The following is a 12,959-nucleotide window of genomic DNA, read 5'->3' on the forward strand; positions in this document are numbered from 1 at the left end:
CAACCCGCGCCACAAGGCGTAACAAAAACGGTCGAGGCTCTAATCGCAGCTGGATGACAGTTCAGTAGCAGGTCAGCTGTCTTCGAGTGTGTGATGTGCGGCCTTCTTTTCGTCCTCGACCCTCTCGATAACTGTGTGCTCTATATCGTCGAAATTCTTGGCCGTTTTCGGGGGCTGGTTAGCCTCGCCTCGCTGCGTTCCACGACCTTCAAGATCCATTTCGCGATCAATTTTCGCGACATCCAAGCTATTGAACAATTGGGTGCTGGCGCGGAAATCGTGATTTGCCTCTAGTAGAGACTCCCGCAGTTTATTTAGCTTTTCGAATTTTATTCCCACAGCACCGCACCCATTTTTTTACCTCTGCCCGCACAAATGGCTTCTATGCACAGTAGAAGCAAAGGGCAACTGCGTCTTCGCAACTTTGCGGTCCACTGCTCACGAGACGATCGTCTGATGTAAAAATGACAACGATAGCTGCCGTGGCAAGCGGACTTGGGCCAATGAATAGGCCAGGCAGCATACTCTTCTCCGCCGGGCTTTGTGGCGAAGGAACTGAAGATCACGCCAATGAGCTGCTAAAAATCGACTCCAGAGGCGTTCGCGCAGTAGCAGAAGCGCGCGCCCTCGGCGCGCACCACGCCACCAAAGTAAGCGCCGTCAATCTCGACCTCGCCTTCAAGGGTTTCGTTCTTGGTTTCAGCCGACAGGCTTCGCGCAGCTTGTGAGCCAGCACAAAGGCGGTCTTGTACTGCACGTCCAGATCGCGAGAGAACTGGACCGCCGACATGCCCTTCGCGCCGTTAACAAACAGGCAGATCGCGGCGAGCAGATCGACAAACGACAGCTTGCGCCAAGGCGAAGATCGTGCCCTCGTAACCGAGAACTGCGCCCCCGCAAGCGGCGCACTTGAACTTGCGACGGGTCGGAATGTCGTAATGATCCAGGCACCCGCATTTCCGGCAAACAGGCTCGCCTTGAGTCGAAGCGCAGCGAAGGCGCTTGAACGCGTCGTAAGCCTTTTCCTCGCCACCCTTGTAAATCTCTTTCAGAGAAAGGGAGCGGCTTTCGGCGGAAAGGAGGAAGTGTTGGGCTATTGTCATCATATCCGGTTATATGCGGGGCTTGTATCGCCAAATACAGGGGCCTGTACCACCGACTGTGATGATATTTTTTGAGGCGAGGCTATGGCAGGCAAGGACGACCCGCAGACCGTCGAATACGAGACGAAAGCCAAGAACCTTTTGAAGTCAGAGTTGAAGCGGAAGGGCGTTACCTATGCCCAACTCGCCGAAAAATTGGCGACTATGGACATTCACGAAACCGAGCGTATTTTGAACAACAAAATAAGCCCGGGGGCTTTAGCGCTGCGTTCTTACTGCAATGCTTAGACGCTATCGGGGCATCCTCATTGCGGCTTTCGGAGTAGTTTTACTCGGGGCGGCTTTACCGCCAGACGAGCGCAAGAGCACTCAGCCCCAACATTCCGAACAGCATCAAGAGACCATAGGCAACCCTGTTGCGGCAAGCCCTCCGCCAGTCCAACAGGCAAATGAACCCCCAAGTTACACTAACCCATGCCAAGCAGGTCACGATGATCGCAGTTCCGATCTGTGTGCCCAGTGGAACGCTGCCGACGCTGCCCAACAGTCGGCGAACTGGACCACCATTGGCGCTATCGTGGGTGCTTTCACGCTCGCCGCTGCTATGGCCGCTGCTTACTACGCCAAAGAGGCTGCTAGGCACACCCAGCGCAGCGCCGACATTGCCGAAAAGGCTTTGCTCGATATCGAGCGCCCGTATTTGTTCGTCACCGCCACCAAACCGTTGGTGGGGGTGACGCACGATTGGGCTGACAAGCCCGACAACAAAAGACCAATTCCGGAAGCGGCATACTCGATCAAGAATTTCGGACGCACTCCTGCCATCATAAACGAGATTCGGGCGAGCCTCCGGCTTTGCAACTTGCCGCCAACTCCGCATTACCATCCCGGAGAAATCAATGACGTTGAACGGGTGCTCGGGGCAGACGATGCTCTTAGCCCTGCAGCTTTTGATCGCGGCGGCCCTATCACAAACAATGTGCTGAATGAGCTTTTCCTGTCCGATACTCACATAGGGGCGGGTTCCCTTCCATATGTATCTGTATGGCGAGATCACTTATTCGAGCGTCAACGGGATCACCGACCAATTCGGATTTATCTACCGCTACTCGCCTCCCGGCAATACGTTCCATTTGCAGGACATTCCCGGCTACACCTACCGCCACCGTGACGTGAAGAAACATAAGCAAAACGATGACTTATCGGCCTTAGACTTGCTCCGAACGCGTAAAAGCGGCCTCGGGCGGTTGCAAGATCGCTACAATGTTTATTTTTGATATCCGCTCGGTAAGGCGCTTTTCGCTTAAGCAACTAGGCGTTCTCACATTTTTTGTTCAAGAACAAGGCGTTACACAACTTGCCTACGAGGCGAAAGCGCCTTAAGTGTCAACGTTTACATACGCGAAAGTGCCTAAAAATCCTGCCTGCTGCGGATGGAAAAACGCTGACTGTAAAAGCCCGCCAACCTTTCGGCGGGCGGGCTTCCACTGCCGGAACTGGAGAGTGTCATGTCGACAGCCCCGACAGGTCGGAAAGGGGTCGCTGGTTAGCGGCGCGAGATCAGCAAGCAGAGCCGGCGCAGCTCACGATCATAGGTATCTTCGTTGCTAAGCACTTCGACGCAGCGCTTCTTCATCCGAGTGACCTGGGCGTTCGACATATCGCCGACAACGCTAGCCAGATTCGGGTTGCTCGANGCAGCGCTTCTTCATCCGAGTGACCTGGGCGTTCGACATATCGCCGACAACGCTAGCCAGATTCGGGTTGCTCGAAGCGGTCGGGTTGCTGGGGTTGGCGGCTGGATTGGTTCCAACGCCGACATTTACGTCGGTACCGACCCCGGTGACGACACCGACATTGGCGCCGCCGGTGCCGATGGAAGCAGTCGCTCCGCCAGTGCCGCCGACGGAGGCTGCGGCATTTGCCCCAGAACCGCCTAGGGATACGCTAGCCGTAGCGCCGCTGTTGCCGCCCACATTAGCGCTGGCGCCTCCGCTGCCGACGGATACCCCGCCGACNACGCTAGCCGTAGCGCCGCTGTTGCCGCCCACATTAGCGCTGGCGCCTCCGCTGCCGACGGATACCCCGCCGACGCCTCCGACATTAATTCAGCTGCAGTCGCTGGCATGCAAAGAATTACGAGAACAGATCCGGCAGTCAGACTGCCCGTAAGAATTTCAAAAATTCTTGCCATAGTACGCCTCCTTTTTGCCCTGCAAAGGATGGGACATTTTTTGGGACCTACGGACCCCATAGTGACGCACTAGAGTTGAAAAACAACTTAACGGCCCGCGAAAGATTCGTTCTTGGATCAGTACTTGGTAATTCTCAGGAGTCAGATATAATAAAATTTTACTTTGGCTCCTACGTGATTTTTCCATTTGTCAGATAATATCATTCCCTAAGCACTCCAGGTGCGGTGCAACAAGGTTCAGGGATGACCGTCCGGCGATCAGTAAGCGGCTACTACCGCCGATCGGACATACAACGCTATATTAGCACCTTTTGACGAACCCGACCGGCGGGCCGAGCCAGAATCCCGTCAGCGCAAAACCTGCAAAATCGCTTCCGATGCTCGCCATTGACTAGCACGCAGGAAGTTCTGAGCGCCAAACACGGTGACCATCAACCTACGGCCGCTGGTAACTGTCGACGTCGAGCATTTCGCCTGGTTGAAAGCTATGTGGCGCCGAAGCGGAAGAAAACACTGCAGACCCCGTTTCCTAAAATCGTATCAGGGCATTAGCAGTGACGCCGAGCGGCCGCCGACCTATCGATTAACTCGGTCCGGAGCCAGAGCGTTATAAAGGAGCAAACACGCCAGAAGTGAGATGACGCTGCCTAGCAGTTGGTCTGCCGTCAGGCCGGAAAAATAAACGAGATCGAACGCCAGTACAGCCATCGCTCTAGCCACTCATGAATTGGAAAACCTAACGAGCTGGTCACCAAGTCCGGCCTGCTCAAGATCGCGCAACGTGTCCTTCAACTCCTTGCGCTTGTAGCGATTGATGATGCCGGCTTAGGTTGTGGCGGCATCTAACAAACATTCGACTCGCGCCTGCCATGACGACGACCCGCCGAAGCGAGCATCGCGAGCGCACAGTATTCAAATCCCCCAAGGCGTCCGTCGAGATTTGACAACAGACAGATGGCGCGGCGCGAGCTCTGACGCTGTACGACTGACGCAAGCGGCTCTCAATCCTGGGCGTTGTCCTTGGTCCGTGTGAGGCGGCTTTCGCCTTCCTCCGGGCCGAAGCAGCTTTCGAAATCATTGCAGTCCCGGCAACTGGGGGAGCTGCACAGCGAAAAGCCTTCGGCCTCGCAGAGCTTTCGGTAAAAGTATTTTTTCCATTTCATGTTTTGGGTGTTGCCGGCCGCCAGCGTCGGAAAATGCGAGGCGAGCAGGCGGCCGAGGTCGCTTCGACTAAAAAGGCCAAGGTCTTGCCAGAGGTGGTCATTGCGCATGGCACGCCGGGCGATGATCTTGGCGAAGCGGGCGCTTGCCTTGTCGTCGGGCCGGGCATGCGCCAGCAGCAGTCCGCGCAGAAGTTCTTCTTCCAGATCCGGCTCAGGCTCGCTCCCCTCTTCCAAGGCAAACGCGTTGATAGGAAAAGCAGGGAAACAGCGGGACAGGACATCGCGCAACTCGGCGCGCGAAAGTCCGGTTGCCTCCGTCGCCGTCGCCTCGCCGGCCTCGATCTCCTCGAGCGCACGTGAAAGCACACAGGCAAGCACATGCTGGTCGAACCTTCTCTCCAGCTGCGGCCATTGGCCGGTGCTGAGCCGGGCATAATGTTGGGCAAATATGGTGCGTTCTCCTGGTTTCGCCCTATCAAATCATGCAGAGACCCGGCCTGCCGCAACATGGGTCGGGCAGTTCTTCGGTACGGCACTCCGGGTCGCCTCGCGTCGAGTAGTTCGGCAATTCTCGTCTGGTCCATCGGCTCTGGCGCAAATTCTGTGATTCGAAGAGGTTCGCGAACCCCGGCCCTGCCGTTTGCGCCTCACGGGGAACACTGGCGCCGGAATTTGCCCCGCAGAGTTGGACGTGAACCGTGCGGGACAGAGGTCGCGTGCTGAGTGCGGCCACATGGTTCAAGCCAGACTCACGGTTGAATGCCGTCTCATCCAGAGCGTCAGCGGGTGAGTTCCAGCGCACGTTCAGGACAGGATCGCGCGCCTCGTGATGCAGGCAGTTCCTCCCCTTCCGCAACTTCAATGTCACCAGGCAGGATGTAACCGTCATTATCGAGTTTAAAGATGTCCGGCGCTTGCGCCGCGCATCGCGCGTGGCCCTGGCATTTGGCCTTTTGGACGATGATGCGCATGGCGCTGCCTCCATTGTCTGTGCCCGGGCTCGGGGCGGGCCTAAGACCAGTCCAGGATCAAATTTTCGATCCCGAACACATGGCCGCCAGAAGTTATCGGCGCCGTACCCTGCTTGATCCTGAAAGCCGGGATGCGCGCCAGCCACTCCTCCAGGCCAATGACAATCTCGCGCCGGGCAAGGTGTGAGCCAAGGCAACGGTGGGGACCATAGCCAAACGCTGCGTGGCGGTTGTCCCCCCGCTCCAAATCAATCGTGTTGGGGCATTCGAATTCCGCCGGGTCACGATTGGCAATCATCGTGGCGCAGGAAACATAGTCCCCCTTCCGGATCGGCGCGCCTTCGAAGTCGATATCTTTCGTGGCCACGCGGATCAACTGAATGGGCGGATAGGCCCGCAGCAATTCTTCGGTTGCGAGCGGGATGCGGTCCGGTTCGCTCCGCAGCAATTGCTGATCTTTGAGGTTGCGTGCGAGGTACGCCAAGTCAAAGCCTATAGCTGCTGCGACCGTGTCGAGCCCAGCGACGAAGACAAGCACGCCGATGCCGCGGACTTGGGTGTCAGTCAGCCGGCGGCCCTCGACCTGTGCCTGCACTATAAAGGTCATGAAATCGTCAACCGCCTCATCGCGGCGCATGGCTGCAAGTTCGTCGATGAATGCCACGATCGTCCGGGCAGCCACAGGTCGTTCCTTATCGTCGCCGTGGAGCAGATCTTTCCCCCAGCCGACGAATGTATCGAGTCGGTCATCAGGCAACCCCAGAAAGCGAAGAAAGGTGCTCACCGCGAAAGGAAAGGCAAAATCCTTCATCACGTCGCAGCTTGTGCGCGACGCGGCGATCCTTTCGATCAGCTCGACCGCCCGTTCGCGGACAGCCGGTTCCAAAGCCAACACCCGCTTTGGCGAAAGCAGCGGATTAAGCAGTGAGCGAAAGACGCCATGGGCCGGTGGATCGAGCTCAAGCGGGATCGTCGGCCAGTTCTCACCCAGTATGGAGGAGAAGATGCTGCGATGGCTGGAAAAAGTCTCTGCGTCCTGCAGCACCTTCCGCTGGTCCGCGGCACGGGTGATGACCCAGGTACCCCGGCCATCTTGCGTGTTGTAGCGGGAGTAAAAGATCGGAGGCCCGTCATGTACGCAAGCGACAGCTGCGTGTGGATCCCCGTTGGGTGTTGGTGGCATCCCTGGCGATGTAAACAGGCTGAAGTCCCTCACCATTTCGGGCGGGACATGATCTGGAACGGGGTTGGTCGCCATTTTGTTTTCTCTACATTGGCGTTCATGGCTCAATTGAGATTGCACCGCTGTTCATAAAGTCGATTTCCAGCATGGGCACGTCTCTTGTCGGGCGCCTTCTAGATTCTGTCGCCTGATACAGCCCACCTGCACCAGCGCGGATGAGATGGGTTGCGAAGTCGATCAGAGGGGCATCTCCGCCGCGCTCCGGTCATGAAGCAAAGCGGCTGCTTCCCCGTTAGGGTTGAGAGACTGGTCAATCACCTCTGCCCTGCTGATCAAATTGTCGAAGCAAGTCGCGTGCCGGATAGGGTAGCCATGGCGGTGCACCAAGCAATGCCAGCCTGCGCTGGGTCTGCCGCTGATGATCACCTGTCCATCATTCTTATGACAACGTCCGACAACCGACATCCGTGGTCGGTTTTGTCGAGCCCGCGACATCGGGCTGTTCGGCTTGGCTGTTGCTGCACAGCCTGCCGGTCGACGAGCGAGTAGATCGCTCGCACGGCCCGGATTGAGCAATGACGCGATCCAGCGCAAGGATCGGGTGCGGTCCGAGAAGACCCGACGGCGCTTGCGCGAGACGATCGGAAATATCAAAAAGGTCAAGCCGCGCTTCGGTTCGGCGCTGATGGCGTATGCGTTTTATCGCTCGCAGGCGCTGCAAGGCTTTTCCGGCAGACGGCGATGCACTCGTGCGCACCGGTGCCGACCGGCGACCAGCTTGACTGTATAGATGCGGTCCATTCCGGCGTGCATCACCTGACCATGCGCATGCGCTACGACGGCATCCTTTCCGCTCATGGACCTAGATTTGCTCGCGAGCCGCTGTCGGAACGTGGTGCTGAGTCCTATCGCGGCCAATTCAATCCGAGGACCTGTCGGTAGTCAACACACCCCTGGAGGTCGGACCGGGAACGCGTGGCAGACTCTCGGCCAGAAACCGCCAGTCGCTGCCCTCACGTTCGCCTTCCTTGCGCGTGCCGAAGAACTGGATGATCATCTTGCCGTCCGCGCCATAGGCTTCAATGGACGTAACGTGACCATCCCTCGTCGGCTTGCGCACGGCCCAGACCTCGCGGATGCGATGGGTCCTAAGATGCAGATGGAAGGTCTCTTCGAGCACATTGATCCGCGGCCCGATCTGCTTGACCGACCTGATCGGGCCGGAATGGATCTGAATGCAACCACGATTGCCGACAAAGCACATGATCGGCATCTCGTCTTCGGCCGCCTGTTGGAACAGGGCGCCAATGGCATCATTGTCGAGTAGCCAGGCGTCATCCTCGTCGGCCATACGCATCGCCTGGCAGCGGCTGAGCTTCAGTGTCTTCAACATATGGTAGAACTGATGCACGTCGCTTAGCCGGCCCCAGTGCTCGCGTAGGTCGTCGACCGTGGTGGCGTGGTCTGGACTCACTGCGTTATCGCGCGCCCCGCTCGCCTCGAGCGATATGATCGGCTCCTGGTCGGGGGATACAAGCTCTGCCGTCAGATCCTGATAGGCCTGCAGGTTCGAGGCGGGCGTGAGATGAGCTTTGTGCATCGCCTCGCCGGTGGCATCAAAGAATTGCAGGCTGCGGCGGATCTCGGCCCCCTCGCGCTTCTCGACGGCGAAGCCATACGCCCAGGCTTTCGGGAAGATGCGCAGGTCGATCTCGTCGCCGAGCAGTATGGCATGCTGGTTGCCGGTGACCACTTTGCCGTAGACGCCAATCTTTTGGTGCACGGCACTTTCGTTGCTGGTGACCGCCATCACCTCGCCGGCCGCTTCGAGGCCGGTCAGCAGATCATCGACGCGCGGCTCGATGCGCACCGCGCCGTGACCACAATGCGCCGCGACCAACTCGGCTTCCGAAATGCCCAATCGAGCGGCGAGATCATGCTCCCGGATCTTCGGATTGTCTTTGCACGCCCGCCGGATTTCGTCGGGCGACGGTTTCTCGCGTTGGTCCATGCTTACCCCTGTTTCTACGACGTGTGAGGATCATCTGCCCTGCCCGGGAACCTTCAGCCGATAAGGCGCGCCGAAATGCTCGATCCTGATCTGCTGCTGGCCCATGAACAAGGTGTCGCTGGACAGCGTGCGCACGGCGTCGCACCAATGCGAAAACCGGCGAGCAGCCACATGCCGATGGCATCCCATCGAGCCGGTCGGCGGCTACTGGGCGGTGGTGAGCCAGTATGGATGTTGTCGCAATCGGCCAAGCGGGCATTCGGATGCCACGAGCGCCGCTGCTTTGCCAACAACGCGTATCTGACCACGGTCCTGACATGTTACTCCCTTGCTTCGCCCCATCCATCGCGATGGCACCCACGGCATGGTTGTGGATCGGCATGCTCTTGCCGTCTCGCCAAACGGAGCTTCAAAAACCGTGCCAATTGCGCCGAGGCAAGCTCAGAAGAAGTTCTGTCCTTGGTGATGTGAGTTCACCCAAGAACTCAGGCCAACATCCCTCGTGCCGGACCCGACAAACCCGACAGCACGTGTCGATTGGCCGACACCTTATCAGCAATCAAGAGGCACCAGTGCGAGAGATGCCGCGCTGTGTTGAAACGTTTTTTGGCTTTGGCACGGTGCATGCAACGTGATGGGCAAGCAGGTCGCGGACTGAGGAGAATGGAGCCATGATTACGCTCACCGACAACGCTGTTGCCGCCTTCAAGACTGCTCTTTGCCGTGCCAGCGAGCCGGCGGAAGGCTTTCGCATTATGGTCGAGGCCGGCGGCTGCGCAGGCTTCAAATACTTAATGGGCCTGGAGAGCGTGTCGCGCGAGGGCGACGCGATCACTGACACAGATGGGGTCAAGCTGTTCGTGGACGCGGGCTCCCAACCCCATGTAGCCGGCATGACCGTCGACTTCCTCACCGGGCTCCAATCTTCCGGTTTTGTCTTCGATAACCCCAATGCGCGCGAAAAGTGCGGCTGCGGCAAGTCCTTCAGTTAAACGCCCGAAGCGTCTGTGCGGCCGACAGAGTGATTTTGCGGCAGAGGAGACTTATATGGCCGGCACAACAGATGTCCCCGTCCTAAAAAAAAAGACAAGGTCAAAGCCGATCTCGGGACCGCCATTCGCTCCCAGTAGGATTCAAAGAACGTCGCCTCCCGAAGCAGCTCGGTTCCTGGTGGCACCCGAGCTGCTTGCGGACAAATCGCGCCGCTGCGCCAAATTCGGCTCATCGGTAGCGTTATCGCGTTCGGGCGTCCTTACCTGCGGGCTGACCTACGGCCACTGCGAACATGTCCATATCGACGGAGATCCGGTTTACGTCAAACACTCCGGGCGCCTGCGCGCGCTGCCAGTTCAAATGATCATCAACGGCATGCGCCAGAGGCTCAACGAGTCGGTCTACCGCTCGCGTCATTCTGTTTAACTGAGGATCGCACCTATGAAGCCTGTCTACCTCGACAACAACGCAACCACACGGGTCGATCCTGAGGTCGTGCAAGCGATGTTGCCGTTCTTTAGGGATCAATTCGGCAACCCTTCGTCGGCACACGCTCTTGGCGCCTCAGTCAGTGCGGCGGTGAGAAAGGCGCGGAGGCAGTTGCAAGCTCTGATCGGCGCGGAGTTCGAGGATGAGATCACTTTCACCTCGGGTGGGACAGAAAGCGACAATGCAGCGCTTCTTTCAGCGCTCGAGGCGGCGCCCAACCGAACCGAGATCGTGACGTCCGCGGTCGAGCATCCCGCCGTGCTGACGCTCTGCGCGCATCTTGAGAAGACCCGCCGCCTCAAGGTGCACAGGATCCCGGTGGATTGCCGTGGTCGGCTCGATCTCGACGCCTATATGGCCGCCCTCACCCCACAGGTTGCAATCGTGTCAATAATGTGGGCGAACAACGAGACTGGTGTGATCTTCCCCGTGGCAAGGCTTTCCGAGTTGGCCAAGGAAGTGGGCGCCCTATTCCATACCGATGCTGTGCAGGCGGTCGGCAAGCTTCCGATGGACCTGAAGTCGACCGCAATCGACATGCTGTCGCTCTCCGGCCACAAGCTGCACGGGCCGAAAGGGATCGGTGCGCTTTTCGTAAAACGTGGCGTCGATTTCCATTCGCTGATCAAGGGGGGTCACCAAGAGCACAACCGGCGTGCTGGAACCGAGAATACGCCCGGCATAGCCGGGCTCGGCACGGCGGCCGAACTCGCCTTGAAATTCATGGACGACGAGACCACACGGGTAAAGTCGCTCCGCGATCGCCTGGAGGGCGGGATCCTCCAGCGCATCCCAAGCACCTGTGTCACTGGTGATCCCTTGCAACGGTTGCCCAACACCGCAAACATCTCCTTCGAACATGTCGAAAGTGATGGAATTCCACTTCTCCTCAGCCGCATTGGCATCGCGTGTTCCTCTGGCTCGGCCTGCACCTCCGGCTCTCTGGAACCAAGCCATGTCCTAAGCGCGATGAAAACGCCACACGCGGCAGTCCGCTTCTCCTTGGCGCGGGACAACAGCGAAGAGGACATCGACCGGGTGCTCGAGGTCATGCCGGGAATCGTGGGGAAGCTGCGCAGCTTTTCCGGTTCTGGGCCGGGTAGTCCGGTCTATGCGTGAGCCGCAGAAGAACAGGCTGCCTGTCATGACCGGTCATGTCTCCCTCAACGATACGACCTTGCGCGATGGCGAGCAGGCGCCGGGCGTCGCCTTCACCACGACGGAAAAGCTGGAGATCGCTGAGTCTCTTGCGGCGGCTGGCGTGACAGAGATCGAGATCGGCACGCCGGTCATGGGCGTCGACGAGATGGAAACAATTCGCGCCGTGGTAGCGCGGCGTCTTCCGGTTCGGCTCATGGCCTGGTGCCGGATGACGTCGTTGGATCTCGATGCAGCGATCGAGAGCGGCGTCCAAGCGGTCAATTTGTCGCTGCCTGCGTCGGACATCCAACTTGCCGCCAAGCTCGGCCTCGACAAGGCGGGAGCGCTCCAGGTCATCGATCATATGGTCAGGCGCGCCGCCGATGCCGGCTTCTTCGTCGCGGTGGGCTGCGAGGATGCCTCGCGGGCCAATCGGGATCATCTCGCCCGCGTCATCGAGACGGCCGCACGCGCCGGCGCAAGCCGCGTGAGGCTGGCCGACACAGTCGGTGTTCTCGACCCGTTTTCGACCTTCGAACTTGTCGCCCAGCTCGTGGTGCAGTCTCCAATCGACCTTGAATTTCATGCGCACAACGATCTCGGACTTGCTGGCGCCAACACGCTGGCGGCGATCCGCGCAGGCGCGCGCCATGCCTCCGTCACCGTCCTGGGGCTCGGCGAGCGTGCGGGCAATGCCGCGCTGGAGGAGGTGGCCGCCGCAATGGCAGTCTTCGACGGCGCAGACACCGGCATTGAGCTGACCGCATTGCCCGGCCTCGCCGCCCAGGTGGCTTGGGCCGCCCGCCGGCAGACCGCAGCCACTAAGCCGGTCGTCGGCGCCGATGTTTTCACCCACGAATCCGGCATTCACGTCGCAGGGCTGCTGAAGGACTCGCGTACTTATCAGGGGCTCGATCCGACTCTCGTGGGCCGCTGCCGGCGGATCGTCATCGGCAAGCATTCCGGCGCCACTGCGATTGCCCATGTGCTGAGCGAAAGCGGTCGCGATCTCGACCCGGATCTGGCAGCCGCGATGGTGGCCCGCGTCCGACGCGAGGCGGCCGAGACCAAATCGACCGTCACTGCAACTCGACTGGTCGAGCTCTACGATGGAATGTGCAGCGAGCCATCCCTCATCGAGCTGTGCGGGTCCAAGTCAGCCGTGCGCGAGCGCACAGAGGCCACAGTTTTGCGACCAGGAAGAATGCAATGAATTGTTCCGCTGACAGCCGCCCCATGGATGTCACCGACATCCTCGCACGACTGAAGCGCTTGTCGGCTGCAGAGGAATTCTTCTCAGTCCTAGGCGTCGCCTATGACCCGAAGGTACTGAATGTCTCGCGGCTCCATATCATGAAGCGTGTGGGCCAATACCTCGCCGAAGAAGATTTCTCCGGTCTGCCCGACCAGGTGATTGCCGCGAGGGTGCGCGCGACGCTCGAACGAGCTTACGAGGACTTTGCGATTTCCTCGCCGCTCACGCATCGGATTTTCAAGGTGCTCAAGGACCACGATCCGAACAAACCTGCCGCGCCGGGTCACACCTTTGTTCCGTTCGACTCGGTACTGAAGCGGTTCGGACGGGAATGATCGGCGACAAGGGTGCGACGCGACAATGTCGAGCAGCCGCCAAATGCGGTCATCACCACAGCGCCGTCAGAAGCAACCAGCCGAAGTTGTAGGAAAGGGGAGCGCAAGAGACTTGGCACGAA

Annotated in this window: 14 protein-coding genes and 1 pseudogene; 8 read left to right on the plus strand and 7 right to left on the minus strand. The window is 59.1% G+C overall.

Annotation, left to right across the window (positions count from 1 at the left end):
* Nucleotides 1–93 precede the first annotated feature (93 nt).
* A complete protein-coding gene (locus X751_RS136280) occupies nucleotides 94–294 on the plus strand; it encodes a hypothetical protein (RefSeq protein WP_023746293.1) in 201 nt (66 codons plus the stop codon).
* A 332-nt stretch (nucleotides 295–626) separates the two neighbouring features.
* Here the strand turns inward: X751_RS136280 and X751_RS1000000166455 are convergent.
* Nucleotides 627–1,097: pseudogene (locus X751_RS1000000166455) on the minus strand (IS1595 family transposase); the annotation flags it as partial.
* A 90-nt stretch (nucleotides 1,098–1,187) separates the two neighbouring features.
* Here X751_RS1000000166455 and X751_RS01370 point away from each other — a divergent pair.
* Nucleotides 1,188–1,391, plus strand: a complete 204-nt coding sequence (locus X751_RS01370; protein ID WP_023698275.1) for a DUF6471 domain-containing protein — start codon at nucleotides 1,188–1,190, stop codon at nucleotides 1,389–1,391.
* 55 nt (nucleotides 1,392–1,446) lie between these two features.
* On the opposite strand, the gene X751_RS136275 is transcribed toward X751_RS01370, so the two are convergent.
* Nucleotides 1,447–2,115: a hypothetical protein gene (locus X751_RS136275; protein WP_023702833.1), complete on the minus strand. Its 669-nt coding sequence runs from the start codon at nucleotides 2,113–2,115 to the stop codon at nucleotides 1,447–1,449.
* 22 nt (nucleotides 2,116–2,137) lie between these two features.
* Here X751_RS136275 and X751_RS136270 point away from each other — a divergent pair, with 22 nt between their 5' ends.
* Nucleotides 2,138–2,380 (plus strand): hypothetical protein, encoded by a 243-nt coding sequence (locus X751_RS136270; RefSeq protein ID WP_023702834.1) that lies wholly within the window; start codon nucleotides 2,138–2,140, stop codon nucleotides 2,378–2,380.
* Between the two features lie 1,918 nt (nucleotides 2,381–4,298).
* On the opposite strand, the gene X751_RS136265 is transcribed toward X751_RS136270, so the two are convergent.
* The 5 genes from X751_RS136265 to hemP form a co-directional block, all read right to left on the minus strand.
* Nucleotides 4,299–4,910, minus strand: a complete 612-nt coding sequence (locus X751_RS136265; protein ID WP_023687343.1) for a nitrogen fixation protein NifQ — start codon at nucleotides 4,908–4,910, stop codon at nucleotides 4,299–4,301.
* Between the two features lie 329 nt (nucleotides 4,911–5,239).
* Nucleotides 5,240–5,431 carry a ferredoxin gene (locus tag X751_RS1000000166465; protein WP_081725572.1) on the minus strand — a complete coding sequence of 64 codons (192 nt, stop codon included), beginning with the start codon at nucleotides 5,429–5,431 and terminating at the stop codon, nucleotides 5,240–5,242.
* 40 nt (nucleotides 5,432–5,471) lie between these two features.
* A complete protein-coding gene (locus tag X751_RS136260; RefSeq protein WP_031209857.1) occupies nucleotides 5,472–6,689 on the minus strand; it encodes a cytochrome P450 in 1,218 nt (405 codons plus the stop codon).
* Between the two features lie 844 nt (nucleotides 6,690–7,533).
* A complete protein-coding gene (locus tag X751_RS136255; RefSeq protein ID WP_023712668.1) occupies nucleotides 7,534–8,625 on the minus strand; it encodes a hemin-degrading factor in 1,092 nt (363 codons plus the stop codon).
* A 30-nt stretch (nucleotides 8,626–8,655) separates the two neighbouring features.
* On the minus strand, nucleotides 8,656–8,796 hold the full coding sequence (gene hemP, locus X751_RS1000000167290) for a hemin uptake protein HemP (protein ID WP_023687345.1): 141 nt from the start codon (nucleotides 8,794–8,796) through the stop codon (nucleotides 8,656–8,658).
* Between the two features lie 500 nt (nucleotides 8,797–9,296).
* Here hemP and X751_RS136250 point away from each other — a divergent pair, with 500 nt between their 5' ends.
* The 5 genes from X751_RS136250 to nifW are packed head-to-tail and all read left to right on the plus strand — an operon-like array spanning nucleotide 9,297 to nucleotide 12,837.
* Entirely contained in the window at nucleotides 9,297–9,617 is a 321-nt protein-coding gene (locus tag X751_RS136250) for an iron-sulfur cluster assembly accessory protein (RefSeq protein WP_023672207.1), read from the plus strand.
* Between the two features lie 55 nt (nucleotides 9,618–9,672).
* Nucleotides 9,673–10,044: a hypothetical protein gene (locus X751_RS136245; RefSeq protein ID WP_156935585.1), complete on the plus strand. Its 372-nt coding sequence runs from the start codon at nucleotides 9,673–9,675 to the stop codon at nucleotides 10,042–10,044.
* Nucleotides 10,045–10,059: 15 nt separating this feature from the next.
* Nucleotides 10,060–11,226, plus strand: a complete 1,167-nt coding sequence (gene nifS / locus X751_RS136240) for a cysteine desulfurase NifS (protein ID WP_023685015.1) — start codon at nucleotides 10,060–10,062, stop codon at nucleotides 11,224–11,226.
* Nucleotides 11,227–11,251: 25 nt separating this feature from the next.
* A complete protein-coding gene (nifV, locus tag X751_RS136235) occupies nucleotides 11,252–12,460 on the plus strand; it encodes a homocitrate synthase (RefSeq protein WP_023712671.1) in 1,209 nt (402 codons plus the stop codon).
* Entirely contained in the window at nucleotides 12,457–12,837 is a 381-nt protein-coding gene (gene nifW, locus X751_RS136230; RefSeq protein ID WP_023687348.1) for a nitrogenase stabilizing/protective protein NifW, read from the plus strand. The genes nifV and nifW overlap by 4 nt, the downstream gene beginning before the upstream one ends.
* Nucleotides 12,838–12,959 lie beyond the last annotated feature (122 nt).

Source organism: Mesorhizobium sp. LNJC394B00, assembly GCF_000502555.1.
Taxonomy (GTDB): domain Bacteria; phylum Pseudomonadota; class Alphaproteobacteria; order Rhizobiales; family Rhizobiaceae; genus Mesorhizobium.

Bases quoted from the DNA above. Each gene is read 5' to 3' on its own strand.
- X751_RS136280 (WP_023746293.1), top strand. From the start codon at position 94: ATGTGCGGCCTTCTTTTCGTCCTCGACCCTCTCGATAACTGTGTGCTC.
- X751_RS01370 (WP_023698275.1), top strand. From the start codon at position 1,188: ATGGCAGGCAAGGACGACCCGCAGACCGTCGAATACGAGACGAAAGCC.
- X751_RS136270 (WP_023702834.1), top strand. From the start codon at position 2,138: ATGTATCTGTATGGCGAGATCACTTATTCGAGCGTCAACGGGATCACC.
- X751_RS1000000166465 (WP_081725572.1), bottom strand. From the start codon at position 5,431: ATGCGCATCATCGTCCAAAAGGCCAAATGCCAGGGCCACGCGCGATGC.
- X751_RS136260 (WP_031209857.1), bottom strand. From the start codon at position 6,689: ATGGCGACCAACCCCGTTCCAGATCATGTCCCGCCCGAAATGGTGAGG.
- X751_RS136255 (WP_023712668.1), bottom strand. From the start codon at position 8,625: ATGGACCAACGCGAGAAACCGTCGCCCGACGAAATCCGGCGGGCGTGC.
- X751_RS136250 (WP_023672207.1), top strand. From the start codon at position 9,297: ATGATTACGCTCACCGACAACGCTGTTGCCGCCTTCAAGACTGCTCTT.
- X751_RS136245 (WP_156935585.1), top strand. From the start codon at position 9,673: ATGGCCGGCACAACAGATGTCCCCGTCCTAAAAAAAAAGACAAGGTCA.
- nifS (WP_023685015.1), top strand. From the start codon at position 10,060: ATGAAGCCTGTCTACCTCGACAACAACGCAACCACACGGGTCGATCCT.
- nifV (WP_023712671.1), top strand. From the start codon at position 11,252: ATGACCGGTCATGTCTCCCTCAACGATACGACCTTGCGCGATGGCGAG.
- nifW (WP_023687348.1), top strand. From the start codon at position 12,457: ATGAATTGTTCCGCTGACAGCCGCCCCATGGATGTCACCGACATCCTC.